The following is a 23,459-nucleotide window of genomic DNA, read 5'->3' as shown; positions in this document are numbered from 1 at the left end:
ATGTGAGCAGCACGAAATACTATCAAGACGAACTATCGTATTTACGCGAGGCGGGCAACGAGTTTACTAAATATCATCCTAAGCTGACTCAATTTCTGTCGGAAGGTACCCGAGACCCAGATGTGGAAAGGTTGCTTGAAGGTTTCGCCTTTTTAACGGGGCGTATCAGAGAGAAAATAGACGACGAGATCCCCGAGGTAACATCATCGTTGATGAACTTGCTCTGGCCGCACTATATGCGCTCAGTACCTTCTATGTGTATATCTGAGTTTTCGTCAAACTCGGCGTCTGAAACCGATAAAAGTACCATAGTGCGTGGCACGGAAATGTCTAGTCGTCAGATCGAAGGTACGGCATGTCGCTTTAGAACTTGTTACGATGTTGAGCTGCTTCCCATGGCAGTGAAAAAGGTAGTGCAAACCAATACTCGTAGTCGCTCGACGATCGATATGACTTTCAAAGTGAATGAAGGTTTGGATTTTCCGAGTATGGATATCGACCATTTGCGTTTGTTTATTCATGGCGAACTGCATATTAGCCGCACTTTGTATTTGTGGCTCTTCAAATACCTCGATTATATAGAATTGGATTTGGGGGATGAATACAAACACAAACTGAGCCCAGAACACCTAGCGCCGGTGGGATTTGGAGAAGGTGAGGCTCTTCTGCCGTACAGCAGCAACTCGTTTTCGGGCTATCGATTATTACAAGAATACTTTTCGCTCCCTGAAAAGTTTATGTTCTTTGATATCAAAAAGCTTGATTGGCTGAAAGGTGTACCGAATCGGACTAATTTAGTGGTGTCGTTTGTCTTCAAAAGGGCGCTACCTGATGAAGTCAAAATTAATGAACGACATTTACGTTTGCATTGCACTCCAGCGGTTAACTTGTTTGCAACTGAAGCTGATCCTATTCGTTTGGAGCATCAGCGAAACGAGTATAAAGTTCGACCGCAAAGTAATAACCAAGATCACTACGAAGTTTATTCAATCGAAGGGGTTGAAAGTTGGAATAAGCAAGAACGAAAACGAAAAGCGATTGCTCAATTTGAGTCGTTTGATCATCAGATCAATCAAAGAGATAAACGAGAATTTTATAAGTCTTCCGTACGTGAGCGGATCAGCGGTCGTGGCTTAGAGCACTATATTTCGTTTCATACACATAGTAATAAACTAGCGGAACTAGGCACGGAAACAGTTCTTATAAAGTTACTTTCGAGTAATGCGAGACTTGCAGAGCGGCTATCTGCAGGGGAAATTAGCGAGCCGACTCATAATACGTTAGGTCATATTACCTTTGCCAATATCACTAAGCCGACTCAGTCGGTGAGCCCACAAGTTAGTGGGGAGCTTCATTGGCAATTGATCGCAAACATGTCGTTAAACTACATGTCATTATCGAATATAGATGTGCTAAAAGTATTGCTCTCGACATACGATTTCCATGCTCGGGTCGATCGCCAAGCGTATCGTGCATCGTTGCATCGATTAGATGGGATAAAGAAGTCCGGTATCAAATCCATCGACCGGATATTCCGTGGTGTACCTGTCCGGGGAAATCTAATTAGCTTAGTACTGAACTCTACCCATTTTGTTAATGAGGGAGAGATGTTTCTTCTCGCCAATGTGCTAAACGAATTTATTCGCCTATATTCCAGTGTTAACTCTTTTACTGAATTAGAAGTGTTGGATGAGAATACTGGAGAGAAGTACCAGTGGGTGAGTGCATTGGGGCAGCAAACGATACTATGATTGACAATCTCAGCGATGGTTGTTCGGAATATGATTTTTTTCAGGCAGTTCAGCTGCTTGAGAAGCATTATTCTACACATAGCACTGAAGGCTTTTCGGGGGTAGGTGAATGTCAGGATGTAACCAGCGAGCGCATACAATTTGCCGTCTCTCCTTCACTTGGTTTTCCGAAAAGTGACGTACAATCTATCACACACATGGGTGATGAGCATCGACAGTTTAGCCGTGTAGAAGTGAACTTTTTAGGCTTACACGGTGCCAGTTCTCCGCTGCCGACTGCATACACAGAAAAGTTAGCGGGTAGAGAAGGAGAAGAAAACCCAGTAAAAGACTTTTTCGATTTTTTCCATAATCGCTATTTGTCTTTGTTATATAGAGTGTGGAAAAAGTATCGCTATCATATTCAATATAAAAGTGGGGCCACTGATCCATTTTCGACGCGGATGCTGCACTTTGTTGGGTTATCTAGTGTTATTCAGCAGTTAGATGTCGCGCACTTGGATAGGGCAAAGCTGCTATCTTACTCGAATCAACTCTCGACTAGGACCCGTTCACCTAAGCTGATTTCAGGTATCGTTTCGCACTATTTCTCTCTTGAGAATGTGGAAGTAGAAGAGTGGGTATATCGAAGGGTTGAGATAGCAGAAGAGCAAAAAAGTATACTTAATCGAGGTAATTGTGCATTGGGGCGTACTTTCCATTTAGGGCAGAGCGTGGCGGACCTGACGGGTAAGTTCAACTTACACATTCATAACATTGATTTTGCCACCTATGTGAAGTTTACTCCCGGACACGAGTATTATTTGACATTACTTGGGTTGATGAAGTTTATCCTGCGCGATCCCTTAGCTTGGGATCTAGTTCTTGACGTTAATCTTGATAGTGTGCCTAAGAACGACCTTGGACATGGTTCTGGTAATGTACTCGGCGAAACGTTTTGGTTGGGAAATCCGGCGAAGAAAGATACAAAAATTAAACTGCAAGGCAGCGCTTAGGTTCGTGAAGATCGATGCACAAAAGTAGTATAGAGTAAGCAGTGTAGGCTTGGTCTGGATTCTTTAATTCTTAATATACTGCACGGCGGCCTCCATTTCGGCGCCGATTTTTTGTCTCATGTTGATTAGGCGTATGGCTGAGTCGCGCAATTTAATGTCTTCATCGGTATTTGGTATCCACTCCGGTACTGGGGTGGGCTCTCCCGCTTCATTGACGGCGACCATAATGACGATGCAGTGGGTGGTTAAGCGGCGTTCTAGCGTTTTAGGGTCACTTGCTTGAACATCAACGGCAATGTGCATTGATGATGTTCCGGTATAAATGACTTTTGCACTGATCTCGACTAAGTTTCCGACCAGAATTGGTGCAACGAAGCGGATTCCCCCAGCATAGACCGTCATGCAATATTTTCCGCTCCAAGCGGCAGAACAGGCATAGGCGGCCAAATCAATCCATCTCATGACTGAGCCACCGTGAACTTTCCCACCAAAATTCACGTCACTCGGTTCAGCCAAAAAACGCAGAGTAATATCGCGCTTATTTTGTGGCATCAGCAAAATCCTTGGGTTTATCTGTCAGCAGTTACTTCAAGGATAGCCTAAAATCTTATTTATTATCTCTTTGCCCTAGTGGGCAGAAAGATCTTCATACTCGCCTTCGATCACAGAGCTTTGGTTTTGACCTGCTTGAGAGTTATTCGCTTTGACTTGTCTCTGTATCTTTTTACCAGCGATCATAGCGGCAATGGTCAACGGAATTGCGATTATTAAACTTGTCATAATTGTCATCAAGCCAATAAATATAAAGGCGGCTAGTGCAATGAACTTTTTCATTATGATTTCTCCTATCAGTTGATGTGAAGAGATTAGCATTGCTGGCATGAATAAAACATGAACGGCCTAGTGGCTAATCAGTCTAAGTAGTCATTAGGTTTTTAGATCATTTATTAAGAGCCTTGTTGAATATCGTCTATGATTAAAGCTGGGTGAAGTAGGGTATCTGGAAGGGGTGACGTCATAATGGTATTTGCCAACGGATGGATAAAAAGAAGGCTTTTTCTGACATGCTTGTTGTCCGGCGTGATCATAGTGTGCTTTTCGGCTTACTTGACCAAGCAAATCCATGAACGTTTAAATGTGTACTTTACTACGTTAGATAAAACTCAAGCTTTAGTCTCACTGACGCAACTCAACAAGCAGTTGTATCAGGTACTCACTGACCAACTGCATGGCCGCCTCTCAAATAAAACAGCTCAGCATGTCGAAGTGACCATATTACAGTTAAAACAGTCTTTTGATCGCGAGTATGAAATGGATAAAGCCAATGGAGAAAGCAGCTTAGGTTACCGTACGACCATGCTACTAGATGAGCTCACCAATTTGTTGCATGAAGTGAGTCAATCTGAGGGCCACAACCTTTTTTTGGTGGGGAACCAAATGTTTGACGTTCTGTATGACTTTAACGCGAGCGTCAGAGGTCAAGGGGAGCTTCTCGCCGATGTACATTTACGCGACTCTGCGTATATTTTAAATAATCTGCGTTGGCTAAATTATTGGATGGAGAAAGAAGCGTGGCTGGTACAGGAAATCCGCTCTATTGGTGGTATGCCTCCATACTATGTCCACCAGTATATTCGTGCGAGCGAGATGCAAAAGCAATTCCTAGATCAATATGTGAAGAACGAGGCGAGGCACGAGCACTTGAAAATGCTCGCAACGTTATTTGCGAATGACAAGTACCGGAAAAGTGAGTCAATTCGAAATAGAATCTTATACGAAAGAGATAAGAGCGTAGATTTGAGTGCATATACCTTACTGATAGAGGCGAGAAACTTATTGATTGCTAGGCAGACGCAAGATTTTAGGAGTCACTTTATCGCTGAGCTCAATACTCATGTTATTGAAAATAAACAATATTTTGTTTATATGGGGGTTGGCTTTCTTGCATCGTTATTCTTGATTTTTTATTTGTGTGCTAGCGTTCTACGTCGTATTAAAATGAAGCTAAGAGAAATGCGCAAGACGTTGGTTAATGTGCAAGGTGGTGCCCAAGGGCAGCGAATCCACTCCGATGGAGAAGACGAGTTTACCGAACTTGCTGTCTGCATTAATGGCATCATGGAGGAGCAACAAAAGCACCACCAAAATTTGTTGAATTCAAAGTTATCTGCCGAATCTGCGAACCAATCAAAAAGTGCCTTTCTTGCCACCATGTCCCACGAGATCCGTACGCCACTAAATGCAATAGTGGGCATGACGGAGATCCTCACGCATACGCACATGAATAAGTCTCAACGAGACGTATTAAGAGATATAGACACCTCCTCTCAGACGCTGTTAGTTTTGCTAAACGATATTTTAGACTTGTCTAAAATAGAATCAGGAAACCTTGCGTTATCTATGGTCGACACTGAGCTAAGAGAAGTCGTGTACGACGCCATCAATATGGTGCTGATAAAGGCTAACAAACAGGACGTTGAGCTTTCTCTTTCTATGGACGTTGACCTGCCTAGTAAATTGTATGTTGATGAGTATCGCATTAAACAAGTGCTTCTTAACTTATTGTCGAACGCAGTAAAATTTACTGACAAAGGGCGGGTAGGAGTTGAGCTGGTTTATAAGGGGATGGAGAATAAAGAACCTGCAAGTGTTACGTTGAAAGTGATCGACACTGGGCTAGGTATAGAGAAAGAGCAACAAGCCGCGATCTTCGAGCAGTTTACACAAAAAGACAACACCATTACTCGACGCTTCGGAGGTACAGGTTTAGGGCTTGCTATTTCGCGTCAGTTGGTAGAGCTAATGGGGGGAAAGATATCAGTTGAATCTACATTAGGCTTGGGGAGCTGTTTCGAATGTATGATTCCAGTAAAAGTCTCGGACGAACAAGCGAGCAAAAAGCCTTTTTCGATGCACGCGCTACTAATTAGCAACGGTAGCCCTTACAACGCTTTGATTATAGAGGAATGTCGTCGCTACGCTCTGCCAATTACGGTGGTGGAGACTGTCACAGAAGCGCTTGAGGATGAGCTCTCGGCTGATGTGATTCTCTATTGCTATAATCAGCCGAATCAGTCTAAGCAGGATTTGTCCTTAATCCAACTTAAATCGACCGCTAGTGAGCTAATTGTTTTACAGCATCATTTACATTTAGCCGATCAGTTGGCTGATGTCGCCCAAGAGACGATCACACTGCCGCTACTGGGGCGTCGTTTTAAAGATGCGTTGGATCAAGTTGCGGTCAAAATTAGAAAGCCAGCGCAGATACTGACTTCTCACTATGACACCCCAAATGAACTAGTCGCGTCGAAAATCCTTATCGCTGAAGATAACCTGATGAATCAGAAAATCGCCAGTTTCTTCTTAGAAAAAATTGGAATGGAGTATAAAATTGTCAGTAATGGGCAGGAAGCGTTAATTGCCGTACAGTCTGGGGATAAATTCAGTGCAATATTGATGGATTGTATGATGCCAATAATGGATGGGCTGACCGCGACAAAAATGATACGTGAATGGGAACAGGAAAACGACAAGCAGAAACTGCCAATTATCGCACTTACTGCCAGCGTGCTGCAGGAAGAAGTGGATAGCTGCTTTGAAGCGGGTATGGATGCTTATTTGCCGAAGCCTTACAAATCACAGCAGCTATTTGATGTTTTTGATCAGTTAGATATTCGATTGTCCCAACGACAAGTCAGCTAAAGGTAACCAGTACACTTTCACTCCAGCTTGCAGAAACATCTCCTGACTCACTTGAATTTTCTCCCCCCAGCGCGATAAAAAATCTTCGCTTTGTTCTGGGCAATGTACTGCCGAGATCCCAGTTTGAATGATTTTGGCCGCACAGTTTGGGCAAGGGAAGTGCGTTACCCATATCTCACATCCATCAAGATCTCGTTTGGCGAATAAGATTGCGTTTTCTTCGGCATGCAGCGTTTTTAGATACTTCATATCCCGATCGTCGGTGTCTGCGCTGTCTGATATCCCATGAGGGTAGCCGTTGAACCCGACAGAGACGATCCGGTTTTGTTTGGTGATGACTGCGCCGACCTGAGTCGATGGATCTTTACTCCATGAACCTACCAAAACAGCCATTTGGTAGAAGCGTTCTGCCCACTTAGAAACCATAACGGAGTCCTTTAAACGTGATTAAAAATAAAACTACTTAGTATTGCTTAGTTAAGCCTCACATTTGTGTGTCGCACGATAGCGTCGTGAGCCTAGACTAACGCCACCTATAATACGTGATGTAGGACTAATTGTATGAAAAAGTTGTGCCAATTTTCCAATGCTCGCTCAGGCGAATTTTATTTTCAGCGACTTTGTGTGACATTGATCAGCGGTTACCGATACATACTTAAAATGAGGGTATGGATTTGGCTTCTTACTTTGTGCGAGATCTCTTACATGGATGTAAGATTTTACGAAGAAATATACTATTTTAACTTTTGGGCTTTATGTAACATATTGATTATTAGAAATTTTGTTTTTATTCTTTATTTTTTGGTTTACAGCTTACTCAGAAAGCATTCAATTTACGCTTGTGTCCCTGCCGGAATAGCATAGTCTTAGAGGTGTAGGCAGGAAGCTTACACAGTCAAGCACTCGACTACGGATAGTCTCCTTTAGGATGAAGGGAAGATCGTTGGCTCAATGGCGATCAACAGGGACGGAAATACTCTGCAAGGAAGTGGAGTTTAGGGACAGCACTTAAGGATAGAGTGATGTAGCTAGCTAGGATAGCTAGCAGGCAGGAAAGCCAAGGACACCGCTAGGAAGGCGATGGTAAGGAAATGGCTGAAGGATTCAGCGTGCTATCATGGATTGGTGCAGGGAGCATGGTGAGTAGCAGGATTGCTGCGAGTAGGAATAAAACCCCACTGGATTTTGTCTAGTGGGGTTTTTCTATTTTATCCGTCTATCTTTCCAATGATGCAATATGGTGCTGACCCGTATTATTTTTTTCTCTGTTTTCTTTGGTTTGGCGATGTCTTCTTGATTGACTATGCCACTTCGTCATCTTGGAATATTATGTCAGTATGGAAGGTGGTCGCTATTTAAAGTCTACTTCTTCATCTTGATCTAGGTGAATAGTCGTTGAAGCGGGCTCGGTTCGCGCGATAATACTGCCGTTAAAAATAGAATATTGGACTCGGGGCTGTCGCCGAACAGCATCAAACCCATTGCTGGCTGGTAAAATAATAAGGTTGGCAGGTTTGCCAACTTCAATACCGTAGCGGGCTCTTATATTCAGAGTAGTAGCAGAATTCTCGGTAATGAGTTTGAGAGACTGTTTGATATCGTTATAACCCATTAGTTGGCAGACGTGAAGGCCCATGTGTAAGACTTGCAGCATATTAGCGGTGCCAAGTGGATACCACGGGTCGAACACATCATCATGACCAAAACATACGTTTACACCAGCCGCTAGCAATTCTTTGACCCGTGTTACTCCACGCCTTTTCGGGTAATCATCGAACCTTCCTTGTAAGTGAATATTGACCAATGGGTTGGCGACAATATTGATATTCGACATTTTGATCAGCCTCATTAGTCGCGATGTGTATGCGCCATTATAGGAACCCATTGCTGTCGTGTGGCTAGCTGTGACTTTTGACCCCATTTTGTAGTCAAGCGCTAGGGCCGCAACCGTTTCAAGAAAGCGCGATTGCTCGTCGTCGATTTCGTCGCAGTGTACGTCGATTAAACATTGGTATTGGTTAGCGAGTTTGAACACATAGTGCAGCGACTCTATTCCGTACTCACGTGTAAACTCAAAATGTGGGATCGCACCTATTACGTCAGCGCCAAGTTGGATGGCCTGTTCCAGTAGTTGTTTTCCAGAAGGGAACGACAAGATGCCTTCTTGAGGAAAAGCGACAATCTGTATATCAATCCACTGCCGCATTTCTTCTTTGACTTCCAGCATAGCTTTGAGAGCAATCAAGTTAGGGTCAGACACATCGATATGCGTACGCACAAATTGGATACCCTGAGCAATTTGCCACTTTAGAGTTTTGAGTGCTCGTTGCTTTACGTCTTCATGAGACAGCTCAGCTTTTCTTTCTGACCAACGTTCAATACCTTCAAATAGTGTCCCGGAGCGATTCCAATTTGGTTGGCCAGCGGTTTGAGTGGTATCTAAATGAATGTGGGGTTCGCAATAAGGAGGCAGAACCAAGCTATTGTTGGCATCGATGATGGGGCCTTTCCAGCTAGCAGCTTGACCCGTTGGTGTAATTGAAGTGAATTTGCCCTCTTCGATGATAATTTGCTGTGGTTCAGAGCTACCTGTAAGCATTGCATTCTTGATTAGAAGCATCGTATTTCGCCTTGTTAATGTCCTTTTCTTATTTGAACAGTTTCAAGTCGGTATCGGAGAATCGTAAAAGAGGTTTGTGCGAAGTATCACAATGTGTGATGAGAGGAAGATGAAAAAAAAGCCAATTGCAATGTTGCAATTGGCTGATATTAAACGTGAACAAATTTGGTTCACTAACAACGTCAGTTGGCTAGGTGACCCTCGGCTTAAAAGGATCACTTATATATATGCAGTTCACGTGCCATCTTTTTTAGCGGGTATTTTGCGCGTTTGGGTGCATATTTAGTCTTTTTTGGGGGGGATCTTTGCATATTGAAAATGCAAAATGCAAATAGGTCTCAACATGCAATGCGATTGATTGCGTATTGGATGTCCGTGACTGGTTTATACTTACGATAACTTAGAACGATGAAGGAAGCACTATGTGTAGATGGTTAGCATATCAAGGTAAGCCTATTTATATGGATGAACTTGTGTACCAACCCGAACATTCGTTGGTGCATCAGAGTATTGAAGCTCGTAAAGCGGTGACACGAGTGAACGCCGACGGGTTCGGACTTGGTTGGTATACTGATCGTGACACGCCAGGGGTTTTTCACGAGGTATTACCTGCTTGGGGAGACAATAATTTGCGGTCGTTGACCCACCATATTAAATCTCACCGATTCATGGCTCATGTGCGTTCTTCAACCGGAACTCAGGTTGCCCGAGCTAATTGTCACCCCTTTGTCATCGATAATTGGATGTTTTTGCATAACGGCCAGATTGGCGAGTTTGATCAGGTGAAATACCTTTTAGAACGTCGCCTCCCCGAATCCTTGTATATTCAACGTTTTGGTACGACAGACAGCGAACTGATCTTTTTACTGTGCTTGGATAACGGGTTATTATCTTCGCCTGTGGATGCGCTAAAGAAAACGCTGCGGGATGTGGAACAAGTGGTAAAGGGAAAAGGAATTACAGAACCATTTAAGGCCTCTATGTGTTTGTCAGATGGTCAACAATTTTGGGTGGTGCGCTACAGCAGTGACCTGTCTTCTCCGACTGTATTTTCTAAACCGGGCCCGGACGGTGTGTGTTTTGCCTCTGAACCATTGGATAATGATCCTACTTGGCAGTTAATGCCAGCCCAAACGATTTCTCACTGCGTAGGAACCGAGTTTATCACTCATTCTCTTAGTTAATCTTTTGCTCTGAAAAATTGAGCGATTCTTAGATTCGAAAAAGGAAAAATAATGACGTTAACCGCTTGGTTATCTTTGTTTGCTATTTGTTTGGTGGGCGCGATGTCGCCTGGACCAAGCTTAGCAATGGTAGTAAAACATAGTCTAGCTGGAGGACGGAAAAATGGTTTTGCGACGGCTTGGGCTCATTCAGGTGGAATAGGCGTTTATGCGTTTCTGACCTTGTTCGGTTTGGCTGTGGTACTGCACCATTCGCTTTGGCTGTTCAATTCACTGAGTATTATTGGTGCTCTTTATTTAGCGTATCTAGGTATTAACGCGATACGTTCTAAAGGGGGAGTAGCCGAAAAGTTGCAATCAGGTGAGCCTGTCAGTTTATGGCAATCGGCAAAAGAAGGACTGTTGATTTCTCTGCTTAACCCCAAAATAGCGATTTTTTTTATTGCTCTGTTTAGTCAGTTTGTTAGCGAAGGTCACGGTTGGGGTAGCCGGTTGTTGATTGTTCTGACCCCTATTATTGTCGATGGTTTATGGTACAGCATAATAACGCTAATGGTTTCTCACCCGAGTTTTATCACTAAAATACGAAGTAAGGCTCGATTGATTGATAGGGTATCAGGTGTCATTTTAGTGTTATTGGCACTGCGCGTCGTCTTTACTATATAGTGAGCGCAGGCAAACTTGTCTCAAGTTAAGACATAGAATTTGGAATTGAAAGGTAGAGTGTTATGCAAGCTGAAGTAAAGTGGGTCGATGAATTTACATTTGTTGGCCAGTCCCAATCAGGACACAGTGTAGTGATGGATGGCAATGGTGGAAAGAGTGCACCAAGCCCAATGGAAATGGTACTTATGGCCGCAGGAGGTTGCAGCTCGGTTGATGTTGTTGATGGATTAAAAGAAGCCGGGCAGCAAGTGACCGGTTGCGTAGCGAAGGTAACTACTGAAAGGCGTGATGAAGCACCGCGTATTTTTACTAAAGTAAACATCCACTTTGAAGTCAGTGGTACAGGCCTCGGTACGGATATTGTCGATAAAGTAACGTCGGATTCTCTACAAAAGTATTGCTCGGTATGTTTAATGTTGGGTAAAGGTATAGAGATGAGTTGCAGTTGGACAATTTGTTAGTTTTTTGACAATTACTTCGCTCAATTACGCAGGGAGGGGATCTCTTCTCTATGCTCTAAGGTACATAACAATGTAGGCGAAGCGTATGAGGGCGATCAAAGGAAAAATCGTCGAACTTAACCAGAATAAGCAGTACGGGTATATCGTGCCGGTTTCTGGACGCATGCGTATTACTTTTAAGTTTGATGATTACTCTGAGCCGCTGAAAAGATTGGATGTGGGACAGGAAGTACGGTTCTGTATTGTAAAAGATGATACGGGCCAAAGTAAGGCAGTTGGCGTACAAATGGTTCGCCATTGTCGCTTTTCTTTAGTGACGGCGATTTGGTTTTCCCTTGCGATGATAGGCTGTGTTTGGTACTTCCATTATCCCATCGAAATTCTTATTTACTACATTGGTTTGAACGTGCTGGTTTGGCTGGTTTTTTGGTTAGACAAGCGAGCACAACAGAAAGATAAGCCTGTTACAGGTGAAAGTACGTTGTTGTTCTTGTCTTTGGCAGGAGGTTGGATCGCAAGCTCGCTCGCTCCGTCATTTTATAAAATGCGCCCTAAAAGTTCGCTGTATCGCATGTTCTTTATCGTTGTCATCGCTCTTCAACTTGGTTTTTTTGGTTGGTCTTTGCATCCAAAAGGAGAGCATTGGGTCGGTGAGAGAATCGAACGCCTGTACCAGCAACACCCTATTCTCAAACACCTGACTGTTAAACACCTTATAGTTAAATAAGTTAAATAATTGACTCCTTGAGTACGGTATTTTCTCCAAAGCGGGTTACCACTCGATTTGAATGGGTGTCCCCACTTTGACTAAACTCAGCAGCTCATCCATCTCTCGATTGGTGATCGCGATACAGCCGTCAGTCCAATCGAAACTTTGTACTAGCGCTGCTGGCCTTCTTTCTCCATTGCGCAGGCCGTGAATTTTGATATTACCTCCTGCAGAAGCTCCAATCCGATGCGCGTTAACGACATCGTATATATTGGGGTAATCGATGTGAATAGAGCGATAAAAGCCGGAGTCTTCCATTACGTAGTCGAGCCGATATAAACCTTCCGGCGTTCTTTGATCGCCTTCGTAGCGCTTGGGGCCTTGCGGCCGTTTACCTAATGCAATGCGATATTCTTTTATGATTTGGTGATTATCAATTAAATACATACGCCGCTTAGATTTATCCACTTTGATTAAATCGACGTCGCCATAGCAAGGCAAAGTGAAGACGATTAGAAAAGGGAATAACCAAAATTTCATCATAGCGTTTTGCTCATATTAGTCGGCTGATACCTGCGCAGAGTTTCAGCATGTATTGAAGTTGTGTGAGTATAGAGGCTTATGACTAAGTATGGTTGGCGTTGTTAATTTTCGAAAGGCACAGTGCGGCAAAGATTAGATGTTCAGTTTTATGTCTGCTCCTATTAGATTGAAATATATAAGTAAACTATTCGCTCTGATTGAATAGGTGATGAGAGCCAGCAGCTTGTAAGCCACTGGCGGTTGGAACTATAAACTAGTGAGCTCAACTGTTTTTTTGGCGCGTTTTTTCTGTTTTTTCTGCAACTGTTTAATTGATTGCATTAACGGCTTTATGTCTGCGTTTGATGATTCTTGACCATACTTTGCTTGCTGCCAGAGGTTGAGCTGTTGCTTTATTTTTTGCTCTAAAGGTTCGTCTCGCCGGCCCAAATTTTCAAGCCAAGCTTCAACTAAGAACTGAGCACGAAAGGTATCACCGGAGCGAATTGCCTGCGTTAAATTCTGAGTGGGAGTCTGGGGTTGGATACCTTCACGATCTGGTACGTTTGTTTTGTTGCGTTTTAACAACGTGATGAATGAGATTAGTGTAACAAGCCATAATAGCGACATGGCCGCGGTGATATATGGCCACACCCCAGCATCCGTGACGGTCACGATTTTCGTTTGAGTTTCGCTAGGCGTTGGTGGCGCGGTGAGAGCTGAGCTATTCACCGCAGCAGGAGATACTTTAAGGGACAAACCAGAAATGCTAGCGGTTTCAGCGTGTTGTTTATGGCTATTCCACCAATTTATCCCGACCCCTTTCAGAGACACATCCCCTGTTGACTGAGGGATAAGTACTTGTTTCGCAATCATTTGGGTCACATTATTTTTCAGGGTGCTAAATTGCGGTTTATCCGCATAGACGCGAATTGATGACGGGTAGTGAGTGACAATATTTGGTAGTTGCTCGGCGCTCAGGCCGTCGACATCCATGGTAATGATACGTGTTAGTGAATCACCTACCTTAATGCCCAGCGGCGCTTTCGTGTTAATCGGTTTTCCATTGCCATCAAGCCACTGTTGCTTCAAATTCAACTGAGAGGTCGGGAGCCAATCACCTTTAAAGCCTGTCGGTTTAGCGTGAATAGAAAGAGTGTAGGTTGTGGGTTTACTGTCTGCATCGAGCAGCGTTCTGTTACCTGTACGGTTACTGGTATAGAGTACTTTCCCTTTGAATGCAGGGCCTTGCAGTTTGTATTGGCCCGCCTGATGGGCTGTAATTCGGTAATCTTGATTTACGACAGTGACATTCACGCCATTGACGATGCTTTGATATTGTTGCTGCTTTCCAACTGGAGTGATAGCCAACCCTTGAGCGGTTGGTGGAATGATTTGAGGGTTTTGCAGCGCTCGCGGATCAGTTTTGATCAGCAAACGGGTTTTTAGGTAGGCGCTTTGCTCTGGGTAGAGCTGCAGTTTATCCAAGTTGGATTGCATCTCAACCAACTGCGAGGCGTGCGGCACTTGCCCATTAACAGCGACTTGTAGCTGAATAGGCTGGCTGCTCGCCCCATCTAAGGTGAAGCTTGGAATAGTGACTGGGCCAGTGCGCTTAGCCGCAAGCGAGACATCCCATTCACTGCGGGTTTTCTTGTTACCGTTAATGATATTGATTGATGTCGAAAAGCTTGGTTGAGAGACGTAAAAATCTTTCTTTAGGTTTGAGAAATCAATATCGCTAGAGCTCGCATATTCATCCGCAACAAGCTTCAATTGAAACATTTCATTTTTGGCTACCTTGTTGGTATTAACACTTGCCCATAGAGTCACAGCCATTGCGTTAGCACTGATCATCGCGCCCAGTAGGGTGAGCAAGGTTACCCATATTTTGAGTCGGAAGTTTGTCTGTTTCATAGTTACCACTTATTACCTGTATACGTAGGAGCGGGTTTGTTTCGTGCCTGTAATAAAATCTCAGCTCTTAATAGGCGGCTCGGATCGCGAATGGTTTCAACTTGCTCCAACTTTCTGAGTGCTGGATCGACTTGTTGTTGATTGCTGCTATTGCTTGATTGCCCCTCATTAAGCGAAGGTTTGGTGCCTTTGTTCTGCTGTTTGCTATCCAATGCCTCGGCGCGTGGCTGGCTCTCCTTCGTTTGAGCTAATTGTTGAGAGCTTTGTGATTTTTGGGGTTTGGTTTGATCGCTATTATGTGGTTTGGTTGCTGAATTCTTTGGATTTTCAGCTAGCTGTTGTTTTTTGTTTGCGTTTTGAGCTTGCTGCTGGGATGAAGAAGTACTCTTGTTTTGCTGATCCCTCGATGAGGAGTCTTGTGCTTTCTGGGATTTATTTTGGTCGCTTTTGTTCTGGCTCTTTGAATCTGATGTTTTCTCTTGACTGCCCTTAGGCTGGTCTCCAGACTTTTGTTGCTGTTGCTGTTGCTGTTGCTGTTGCTGTTGCTGTTGCTGTTGCTGTTGCTGTTGCTGTGCGTTTTTCACTATTTTTAAGTTGTATTTTGCGTTTTGGTTGTCGGGCTGTGCCGTTAATACCTTTTTATACAAATCAATGGCTTGGTCGTAGCTTCTGTTTTGAGCGTATGCATTAGCCAAATTGTATTGGCTGCTAGGATCTTTAGCCTGTTTTAGTGTTTCGATCGCTTGTGGGTATTTACCGGCTTCATATTCAGCGACCCCACGCCAAGATTGGTTATTGAACGCAGTGGCCGCTCTATTGTAGTCCTTATCTTGATACATTCGCATTGCTTGTTGATCGTTATTAAGCCAAGGGTTTGCTTCTGCCTGCTTTGGCATGACAAAAGGTAACAGGAATAAAACGCTAAATATCGCCCCCCGCCGGAACATTAATAGGCTCGGGAGTAAGAGGAGGACCACCAACCAATAGCCATTGTTGACAGGCTCACTCACGTCGTGTTGCTTGTTCTTTGTCGCGTTATTTAGGTGATGCGTTGTTTGTTCGGCGATGGCTTGGATATCGCTGCTATTAAGTTGTATTGGCGTGAAATAACCACCTAGCGCTTTTGCTAGTTGGATCATGTTAGAAAAGTTTGTTTTAGCGACGACGGGTTGGCCCAGCGCGTTTTGCAATAAGGTGCCGTTGGCCAGTGGGATTGGTGCGCCACTACGCGTACCGACGCCAAGAATGGATAGTCGCCAGTGGCTTCCATCTAGTAATGACTCAATACGCTGCTCGTCGTTATGAGAGAGCTCATCGGTGATAAGAACAATATCTCCTGCTGCGAGCCCTGCGTGAGTCATCATACTGATGGCCATTTTGATGCCCGATACTGGGTTTGAACCTTGGTAGGGCATCAGGGAAGGCGAGAGATTAGGGAGTTGGTTGAGTAGGGTGTTCGTGTCGGTTGTCAGCGGGCTAATGCTGTAAGCGTCAGCGGCATAGGCGACGAGACCTGTGCTTCCTTCTTTCCATTTTTCGAGTAAATCATGCGCTTTGTACCGAGCTTGCGTCAAACGGTTAGGTTTTAAGTCGGTAGCGTACATCGACTCAGACATGTCCATTACAAGTACTCTAGCATTTGATGCTTGGTAGCTTGGGCGTTCTTTTTTCTCGAAACTGGGGCCCGCAAGAGCAAGCGTCGCCAACAACCAAGCAACGCCGACGCTGTAAAGCGCCCAACGCGCTCGCGGGCCGGAGGTTAACCCTAATGCCTTCGCAAGGTGAGGGGCGATCAGAGTTTGCGTTTGGGTACGTTGTTTTAACCACACAATCAATCCAATGAGCGGAACGATGGCAAATAACCAATGTGGGTATAAGAAGGTGAAGTTAGACATGGTTCCTCCTTATAAGGAGCAGGATCACGGAGAGAAATAAAGCAATACCGAGTGGGATACCGAACCATTCAGTTTGTGGTCGCCACGTTTGTGTTGCATTACTGATGGGCTCGAGCTTGTTGATGGTGTTATAAATGTCTTGAAGTTGCTGCTTGTTGTGGGCGCGGAAATATTTGCCACCCGTGATACTGGCAATTTTCTTTAGCGTATGTTCATCAAGATCGGCGGCGGTGTTGACTTTTTGCGTCATGAAAAACTGTCTCACCATCATTTCACCCGCGCCGATACCAATTGTGTATATTTTAACATGGTACTTCTTGGCAATTTCTGCGGCTTCAATGGGACCGAGAACTCCAGAGTTATTGCTGCCATCGGTTAACAACACAATCACTCTTTGTTTGGCGTCGTTGTCGACGAAATTTTTGGTTGCTAACCCAATGCCTTCGCCAATCGCTGTTTGGGTGCCGATTAGCTTTAATACGACTTGCTTTAGTTGTTGTGCGACGATGTTTCTATCAAATGTTAACGGCGTTTGTAGGTAGGCATGATCAGCAAAGAAGATCAGCCCTAAGCGATCGCCTTTGCGTTCAGCAATGAAATTTGAGAGGACATTTTTAACCGCGGCTAAACGGCTGATGTAATGATCGCCTTGTTTCATGTCCTTTTGGCTCATCGAATAAGACAGGTCTACGACTAGCATTAAGTCTCGGTGTTTCGGTGTTACAGTGACAGGGTCACCATAAGACACAGGTCGAGCAGCAGCAATGATGAGGCATAGCCAAATGAGTATGGCGAGCAGCTTGCTAACACGTTTTTTCGGCTCAGCGTTAGAGCCTTGCTCTGGTAAGTAAGCTAGGTGGATTGCTGTTCGCTGCTTTTTCTTTGGTAAAAGTTTGTACAGTACAAGGGGTAGCGGCAGTAGCAAAAACATCCATATCCAAGCAAATTCGACGTTGGCCAAAGCGTTATCTCCTTCTTTTAGGAGGCAATGCGTCGTTGACCCATTGATAACAGTCACTCACTAGAACCGCCGCATTCTCGATAGGCACTCGTTGATACAGTGCCTGTTGCCACAACGCTGAATTACCCACAAACCTTGGAGTGTTTAGCTGTGAATCAAGAAACTCATACCAATCATTACCGGTTAATTTAGCGATTTCATCTCGTGGGAAATAGCATAAAGCGGCTTGTCTGAGCAGTTCAATGGCGTCTGATGGTGCGAGCGGCATTGGGTCACCATTGAGCAATCTTAGAGCCGTTCTTTTCGGCGCTAATCGCTTTTTGTTCCAGCGATAAATTAGCCACCCGCATAAGATGAAGGCCGCAATCGCCCCCATGATGGCCCACCAGCCCCAAGCGAGCGGAAACCAGGATGGGGCGTCGGGCAATTGCATGGGTTTTAACGGTAACAGAGAAGTCGAAGCTGAATCTTTCATAGAGTGTTATACCGAAAGTTGTTGGAGTAATGGCGTACCAGAAGATAGCGACGCGTAGCGAATCGCGTGCTCATTGCAAATTGATTTTATTGACTGCTGGTGGCTTTCAAAAGCTTGTTTGAGATGTTGGCGTGATCGACGAGACGAAAAATCTATCCATTGGCTTTTTCGGTGATTTGATACCAACTCCGCGCCGCGATAGGAGGTGTCACCTTGCTCAAGTGGATCGATAATTTGTATGAATTTCAGCTGGTTGTGCCTTCTTAGTTGGCTCAGGCGTGAAACGTGATCGGGTTGAAAACGAGTAAAGTCGCTTAATAAGATGACTTCACTCCCTTTGGGGCAAAGCCTGCTGAGAGCACTGAGCGCATGTAACATGCCGGAGCCTTGCCCGTTGTCTTGTCGCAAGTCTTGCAGCATTTTATGATGTACTTCTATGACTTTCTGCATGATTTGTAATGGGCCGCTGGCTCGGCTCGTCGGCTTGAGTTCAATGAGTTCTTGGCCATTGTCGATGACAGCGCCAATACGGTCTTTTTGGGCTATGGCAAGCCAGCTCACTAGGCTTGCCATATGCGCGACTAATACTGATTTCAACATGAACTTGGAACCAAACTGCATACTCGCACTGAGATCGATATAAACAATGACAGGTTTTTCTCGCTCTTCCGTAAACAGTTTGGTATGTGGTTTCCCTGTTCTAGCCGTGACGCGCCAATCAATACTACGAATATCGTCTCCGGCTTGATACTGGCGAACTTCCGAAAAGTCCATTCCGCGCCCCAGCTGGTGGCTCCGGTGATGGCCGTGCATTTGTGACCACAAGCTTTTAGTGGGTGCTAGCCAATGTATGACGTGCTGTTTGAAGAAAATCAACTCGTCTAGTGACAGTTGAACACCATTGGACGACGGAGGTTGTACTTGAACCATATCGAGCCCCTAAGCACTTCCTACGTACGATAAGAGAGAGTTGATCACTTGGTTAGCGTGAATACCCTCGGCTTGCGCTTGGTAAGACAGTAATATGCGGTGCCTCAATACCGGAAATGCCATGGCTTGCACATCTTCCGGGGAAACAAAGTCTCGTCCAGCTAGCCAAGCATGCGCTCTGGCACATCGGTCTAGCGCAATGGTTGCCCGCGGGCTGACGCCCATTTCAATCCAACTGGCCAACTTGTCGTCATATTGCGTTGCCTGACGAGTCGCAATGACGAGTCGGACAATATAACGTTCAATGGCTTCGGCCATATGAATATTTAACACTTCTTGGCGAGCTGAGAAAATTTCGCTTTGAGATAGGGTGGGTGGCGTCGCACATACATCACCTTTTGCTTCTCCGCGGTTGAGGCGCAAAATGGCTAACTCATGTTCTGTATCTGGGTAGCTGACGTCTAAATGTAGTAGAAAGCGATCCAGCTGTGCTTCGGGTAGAGGGTAGGTACCTTCTTGTTCGATTGGGTTTTGCGTTGCCATGACAAGAAATAGTTCTGGTAGCGGGTAAGTTTTCCGCCCAGCGGTCACTTGTTTTTCAGCCATGGCTTCTAACATGGCGGCTTGAACTTTGGCTGGCGCTCGGTTGATTTCATCGGCGAGTAGCAGCGAGTTAAAGATCGGACCGGCTTGGAAACTGAATTCCCCAGATTCGGGCCGGAAAATGTCGGTGCCTGTTAGATCGGCTGGCAGCAAATCAGGCGTAAATTGGACGCGATGAAAATCGCCTTCGATGCAGTCTGATAGACATTTTACTGCTCGGGTCTTTGCTAAACCTGGCGGGCCTTCTACGAGAATATGGCCATCCGCTAGGAGGGCGACAAGAAGTTGTTTGATCAAGTCAGACTGACCAATTATTTGACTTTCAAGGTACTCTTTCAGCTGCTGGAATGATGAAGATTGCATAAAAATCCTATTTCTCAACCGTTTTCTGGTTTGATGCTTAAATTATAAGAAAGTTCCGAGTTAGCTGGAACTCAATTGTAATTTTTCTATTCAAAACATGAATGTTTTTATTATAAGTATTAGTCAGTTGGTTGTAGAGTGACTGTCTCTAGCAAATATTATGCACTCGGCTTGTTTTTTCAATCTATTTGCAAGTTTAGTATGGAAAATGAAGTTATTTCGATAGGCTTTGGTATGTTTAGCTCAATTTCTTGTCAAACATAATTTTTAAAAATGATCGGTTTGATCCAGAGTAAGAACCAAATATATCCTGAGCCGGTTAGGAAGAACTGGGTTTAAAACTGGAAACTGTCCGTGAGCTTCGTATACACTATGTCGAGTGATGACTGTAATTAGGTGAGATAAGAATGAGTGACTTTGAAAAAGAGCTTGAGCAAATGGCAGAGCAGGCAGAGCAAACTCCTGAAGAAAAATTGCCATCTCTTGAAGAGCAGAAACAAGTGGTTGCAAAGCTTAAAGAGTTGGAAGAAAAAGGTGAATTGACTCCCGAAGTGCTGGAAGAGTGTTTTGGGAAATTCTTTTCCCAATCGGATACGCCTGTCCACTAAAACAGCCAAGATTTTTGTGGGGAAACCCCTCACAATGAGAGCCGCATTATGCGGCTTTTTTCATTTCTAGAGCTTAACAACATGGATGATTAACTTTGTGACCTATAATTTCTCGGCTTGTTTAGGTGCAATGTTGGGAGAGGAAATGGGTTTTGTGTTAAAGAAATTTATCTCGATCTGGCTGTCGCCATTGATGATGGGTTTGGTGCTATTTGCTCTAGGTCTATTTTTTCTGTTCACTCAGAGAATTAAACGAGCAAAAGTGACGTTGATAGTGTCATTCGTATGGCTGTTTGTTATTGGCTATTCGCCATTTTCCAACTTGATTTTAGCTCCATTGGAGGCTCAATATCCGCGCCTTACTCACTATGAGTCGACTAATATCAAGTATATTTTATTGACGGGGGGAGACTTTGACGGCCGCGCATATGAGGCGGTGAAACTGTATCATCGGCTCTACGGTGCCAAGATTATTACATCAGGATTTCTTGACTCTGAGGGGGAGCTCTCGGAAGCTTCACTCAACGCACGTAAACTCATTTCCCTTGGGGTCGCGGAACAAGATATTGTTATGCAGCACCACTCTAGAGATACACAAGAAGAAGCTCAATATATAAAAGAGATCGTGGGTGAAGATTGGTTTATTTTGGTGACCTCTGCCTATCATATGCCCAGAGCAGTTTCTTATTTTAGGCAAGTAGGGCTTAACCCAATCCCTGCTCCGACGGACTTCTTGGCGCGGCCCATCAACCTTCTAGCTGGTCCGAATGGCTATGAAGCCATGAAAACTGAACGGGCATTCCATGAGTACTTTGGCCTGACTTGGCAGTTTATTAAACGCCAATATACGTCTTTCACAGAGAGCACGTAGCCAAAATCCTGCCTCTTTAGAGACTCCAGAGAAACAATTTTGTTATTGTTCTACTCTACGGCTGACAAGATTGCAATTTTACTATGTGTCCGTTCTGATAGCAGGTCTCTGAATGTAGTTCGCCTGAACTGAAAAATTGCTGCAAGCCGTGTGGGTGGTAGTTTTGAGATCTTGATATGCTGGATAATTGGCCATTGACGTAGGTTTTGGTTTCTATTTTATTTTCTTTAAGAAGTTGCGAAAAAATCGAGATAGTATGATTTTTACCTAATTGGCGCTCAAATTTTAGCGAGTAACCGGGAGCATAAAAGATATTACTGTAGGTCCGATAGACACGTGGAGAGTGGTCCTTTTTTTCGTTCGAGCCTGAGGATAACACCGTCAGTTGCTCAATTATTTTACCGTTGGTGCTTTGAGTCACATAAGATTGCACTGATACTTTAGTGATGTAATCCCGTTTTGAGAGTGTCGCAGTTTCATTATAATCATAATCCGCGTAGTACTTTTGTGAGGTGATATGCCCTTTTTGGAGTTTTCCGCAGGTGTCCCCGCTGGCTAATATTTTCCCTTGACTCCTCCAACTGGCGGTGTTCGCGATGTCTTTATTTATCACACCCTGTTTACTATCGGCAATATATGGTTGATGAGCTTGGCGAATATTGTCAAAGCGAATGAGTTGCTGAATTTGCTTTTGGCTCAAAGAGCATAGTTGGGCTGAATCTTTATTGGAAGAAAATGATTGGTCTGAGTGATAGCGATGATAGTTTCTTTCAAAAGTCTGGTGATACTGTTGGTAAGGCACATTGGGCGCTAAATTGGGATAACGATCCGTTGTCGTTTGACAGCCGAACAGCATTAAGCAAGTAAGGAGTAAAGTCGCGTTTCGCATCTAAAGTTCGTCAATTAGCCAACGTTATACTTAACTTAGCACATTTATCAGGCAGCTAAGTGACTTTGCGTTTAACTCTGAGAGTCCTACGCTCTGGGCTATTTGGGATTTTTGGTGTGTCTTTAAATCGGTAGCTATGCTCTTTGTCTGCGAGGAAGACCGTATTACGGCCATTGTGTTTCGCCATATAAAGTGCTTTATCCGCCCTTTCCACTAACTTTTCCCAACTGTCATGGGAGTGAAACTCAGCCACCCCAAAGCTTGATGTACACCGATCGACATTACTGGGTAATAAATTCGCCTGTTCAAGTCTTTTGCGTAGTTTGGAGGCCACAATTGCTGCGTGGTTTAGAGAAGTGGACGGTAAAATGGCTAAAAACTCTTCGCCACCATAGCGAAATGAGACATCTTCTTTTCTGGTTGCATCAATAATGAGTTTTGCCGTTTTTCTAAGTACTGAATCACCGACTTGGTGCCCGTAAGTGTCGTTAATTTTTTTGAACGAATCGATATCAATTAACACGATAGACAAAGGATCACTGTGACGTCTTGCGCGCGCGACTTCTTTAGGGGCAAGCTCTTCTAAGGCTCTTCGATTATACAGTCCAGTAAGGCCGTCACGGATAGCGGAGTCATACATAGTGGCGACCAAACGACCGGTGATCATCCAAGTAATCGCGAAGCCAAGAAAGATGATCATCAATATGAGCGAAATCAGGGTAACTTGATGGACGATTTCGGCATTTGATTGAAAGGCTTTCGCACTTGAGATAGCCGTCCAAAATACTTCAAACAAGGTAAAGCAGCCTTCTAATACTAGGCCGGCGGTTAATACGAGCCGAGCGGCTTTGAGATCTTCAGCGCGGCCAAGCGCGTTAGCAAATGCACAGAGCCCGATACAGAGAACCGTATAGCTATTGAGAATAATCAAACGCACACTGTCGGAAGGGGAGATATAGCTAAAGTAGGCGATGGATAAGATCATTATCGGCAGCAGAGGGTAAGACAGTTTAGAGTAGTCAAACGGGGCCTGCCTAAACCGGCATAGACCATGGACGAGCAATGCATAGGCAACGCCTATTAATGAAAATGCAAGCATGTCGCTCAGTGGTGATTCGCTTACAGGTGTGACACCAAGCAGCAAAAAGCCCCAACCGAGTATAAGGAGGGCCGAAGCCACTAAGTTTAGGCCCATGATCGGCTCTTGGATACGCTGTAAAAGCAGCAAACCGAAAAAATAGCACAGAGAAAGCAAGGTCGTGACAATCGAGAGTGTTTTGATATCGAGGTAAGCTTCCATGCTTCCTAAACCGTATGAAAATGACTGTAAGCTTAGT

Annotated in this window: 23 protein-coding genes; 10 read left to right on the top strand and 13 right to left on the bottom strand. The window is 44.4% G+C overall.

The window, feature by feature from the left end; translation table 11 throughout:
• Nucleotides 1-2 precede the first annotated feature (2 nt).
• Together tssF and tssG are read left to right on the top strand one after the other, a co-directional pair.
• Nucleotides 3-1,751, top strand: a complete 1,749-nt coding sequence (gene tssF / locus L4C34_RS14260; protein WP_428790020.1) for a type VI secretion system baseplate subunit TssF — start codon at nt 3-5, stop codon at nt 1,749-1,751.
• A complete protein-coding gene (gene tssG / locus L4C34_RS14255) occupies nt 1,748-2,746 on the top strand; it encodes a type VI secretion system baseplate subunit TssG (protein ID WP_428790019.1) in 999 nt (332 codons plus the stop codon). Before tssF ends, tssG begins: the two co-directional genes overlap by 4 nt.
• A gap of 63 nt (nt 2,747-2,809) precedes the next feature.
• Here the strand turns inward: tssG and L4C34_RS14250 are convergent, their stop codons facing one another.
• Nucleotides 2,810-3,298 carry an acyl-CoA thioesterase gene (locus L4C34_RS14250; RefSeq protein ID WP_428790018.1) on the bottom strand — a complete coding sequence of 163 codons (489 nt, stop codon included), beginning with the start codon at nt 3,296-3,298 and terminating at the stop codon, nt 2,810-2,812.
• Between the two features lie 75 nt (nt 3,299-3,373).
• Nucleotides 3,374-3,580 carry a hypothetical protein gene (locus tag L4C34_RS14245; protein ID WP_428790017.1) on the bottom strand — a complete coding sequence of 69 codons (207 nt, stop codon included), beginning with the start codon at nt 3,578-3,580 and terminating at the stop codon, nt 3,374-3,376.
• Nucleotides 3,581-3,766: 186 nt separating this feature from the next.
• On the opposite strand from L4C34_RS14245, the gene L4C34_RS14240 reads away from it, so the two are divergent.
• On the top strand, nt 3,767-6,448 hold the full coding sequence (locus L4C34_RS14240; protein WP_428790016.1) for a hybrid sensor histidine kinase/response regulator: 2,682 nt from the start codon (nt 3,767-3,769) through the stop codon (nt 6,446-6,448).
• On the opposite strand, the gene L4C34_RS14235 is transcribed toward L4C34_RS14240, so the two are convergent.
• Entirely contained in the window at nt 6,413-6,874 is a 462-nt protein-coding gene (locus tag L4C34_RS14235; protein WP_428790015.1) for a dCMP deaminase family protein, read from the bottom strand. The genes L4C34_RS14240 and L4C34_RS14235 overlap by 36 nt on opposite strands.
• Before the next feature lie 925 nt (nt 6,875-7,799).
• Nucleotides 7,800-9,068, bottom strand: a complete 1,269-nt coding sequence (locus L4C34_RS14230) for a cytosine deaminase (protein WP_428790014.1) — start codon at nt 9,066-9,068, stop codon at nt 7,800-7,802.
• 109 nt (nt 9,069-9,177) lie between these two features.
• On the opposite strand from L4C34_RS14230, the gene L4C34_RS14225 reads away from it, so the two are divergent.
• The 5 genes from L4C34_RS14225 to L4C34_RS14205 all read left to right on the top strand — a co-directional run bounded on the left by L4C34_RS14225 (nt 9,178) and on the right by L4C34_RS14205 (nt 12,106).
• Nucleotides 9,178-9,354 (top strand): hypothetical protein, encoded by a 177-nt coding sequence (locus tag L4C34_RS14225; protein ID WP_428790013.1) that lies wholly within the window; start codon nt 9,178-9,180, stop codon nt 9,352-9,354.
• A gap of 136 nt (nt 9,355-9,490) precedes the next feature.
• On the top strand, nt 9,491-10,252 hold the full coding sequence (locus L4C34_RS14220) for a class II glutamine amidotransferase (protein ID WP_428790012.1): 762 nt from the start codon (nt 9,491-9,493) through the stop codon (nt 10,250-10,252).
• Between the two features lie 51 nt (nt 10,253-10,303).
• On the top strand, nt 10,304-10,918 hold the full coding sequence (locus L4C34_RS14215; RefSeq protein WP_428790011.1) for a LysE family translocator: 615 nt from the start codon (nt 10,304-10,306) through the stop codon (nt 10,916-10,918).
• A gap of 62 nt (nt 10,919-10,980) precedes the next feature.
• Entirely contained in the window at nt 10,981-11,379 is a 399-nt protein-coding gene (locus L4C34_RS14210; protein WP_428790010.1) for an OsmC family protein, read from the top strand.
• Nucleotides 11,380-11,464: 85 nt separating this feature from the next.
• Nucleotides 11,465-12,106: a DUF1294 domain-containing protein gene (locus L4C34_RS14205; RefSeq protein WP_428790009.1), complete on the top strand. Its 642-nt coding sequence runs from the start codon at nt 11,465-11,467 to the stop codon at nt 12,104-12,106.
• A 45-nt stretch (nt 12,107-12,151) separates the two neighbouring features.
• Here L4C34_RS14205 and L4C34_RS14200 read toward each other — a convergent pair whose 3' ends face one another.
• The 7 genes from L4C34_RS14200 to L4C34_RS14170 form a co-directional block, all read right to left on the bottom strand.
• Nucleotides 12,152-12,628, bottom strand: coding sequence for a L,D-transpeptidase family protein (locus tag L4C34_RS14200; RefSeq protein ID WP_428790105.1), 477 nt, complete (start codon nt 12,626-12,628; stop codon nt 12,152-12,154).
• Between the two features lie 249 nt (nt 12,629-12,877).
• The gene (locus tag L4C34_RS14195; RefSeq protein WP_428790008.1) at nt 12,878-14,527 is read right to left on the bottom strand and encodes a BatD family protein; all 1,650 of its coding nucleotides are present in this window, start codon (nt 14,525-14,527) and stop codon (nt 12,878-12,880) included.
• Nucleotides 14,528-14,529: 2 nt separating this feature from the next.
• Nucleotides 14,530-16,422: a VWA domain-containing protein gene (locus tag L4C34_RS14190; protein WP_428790007.1), complete on the bottom strand. Its 1,893-nt coding sequence runs from the start codon at nt 16,420-16,422 to the stop codon at nt 14,530-14,532.
• Nucleotides 16,415-17,383: a vWA domain-containing protein gene (locus tag L4C34_RS14185; protein WP_428790006.1), complete on the bottom strand. Its 969-nt coding sequence runs from the start codon at nt 17,381-17,383 to the stop codon at nt 16,415-16,417. Before L4C34_RS14185 ends, L4C34_RS14190 begins: the two co-directional genes overlap by 8 nt.
• Nucleotides 17,384-17,387: 4 nt before the next feature.
• Nucleotides 17,388-17,858: a DUF4381 domain-containing protein gene (locus L4C34_RS14180; RefSeq protein ID WP_428790005.1), complete on the bottom strand. Its 471-nt coding sequence runs from the start codon at nt 17,856-17,858 to the stop codon at nt 17,388-17,390.
• 6 nt (nt 17,859-17,864) lie between these two features.
• Nucleotides 17,865-18,788 carry a DUF58 domain-containing protein gene (locus L4C34_RS14175; RefSeq protein WP_428790004.1) on the bottom strand — a complete coding sequence of 308 codons (924 nt, stop codon included), beginning with the start codon at nt 18,786-18,788 and terminating at the stop codon, nt 17,865-17,867.
• A gap of 9 nt (nt 18,789-18,797) precedes the next feature.
• The gene (locus L4C34_RS14170) at nt 18,798-19,772 is read right to left on the bottom strand and encodes an AAA family ATPase (RefSeq protein ID WP_428790003.1); all 975 of its coding nucleotides are present in this window, start codon (nt 19,770-19,772) and stop codon (nt 18,798-18,800) included.
• A 389-nt stretch (nt 19,773-20,161) separates the two neighbouring features.
• On the opposite strand from L4C34_RS14170, the gene L4C34_RS14165 reads away from it, so the two are divergent.
• Nucleotides 20,162-20,362 carry a restriction endonuclease subunit S gene (locus tag L4C34_RS14165; protein WP_428790002.1) on the top strand — a complete coding sequence of 67 codons (201 nt, stop codon included), beginning with the start codon at nt 20,162-20,164 and terminating at the stop codon, nt 20,360-20,362.
• Nucleotides 20,363-20,507: 145 nt separating this feature from the next.
• Nucleotides 20,508-21,233: a YdcF family protein gene (locus L4C34_RS14160; protein WP_428790001.1), complete on the top strand. Its 726-nt coding sequence runs from the start codon at nt 20,508-20,510 to the stop codon at nt 21,231-21,233.
• Nucleotides 21,234-21,288: 55 nt separating this feature from the next.
• On the opposite strand, the gene L4C34_RS14155 is transcribed toward L4C34_RS14160, so the two are convergent.
• Nucleotides 21,289-22,122, bottom strand: coding sequence for a hypothetical protein (locus L4C34_RS14155; RefSeq protein ID WP_428790000.1), 834 nt, complete (start codon nt 22,120-22,122; stop codon nt 21,289-21,291).
• A gap of 55 nt (nt 22,123-22,177) precedes the next feature.
• Entirely contained in the window at nt 22,178-23,422 is a 1,245-nt protein-coding gene (locus L4C34_RS14150; RefSeq protein ID WP_428789999.1) for a GGDEF domain-containing protein, read from the bottom strand.
• Nucleotides 23,423-23,459: the final 37 nt, after the last annotated feature.

The organism is Vibrio profundum (assembly GCF_050337555.1).
GTDB lineage: Bacteria > Pseudomonadota > Gammaproteobacteria > Enterobacterales > Vibrionaceae > Vibrio > Vibrio profundum.
The sequence above is the reverse complement of the archived record's forward strand: the minus strand, read 5'-3'. Positions and strand labels throughout refer to the sequence as shown.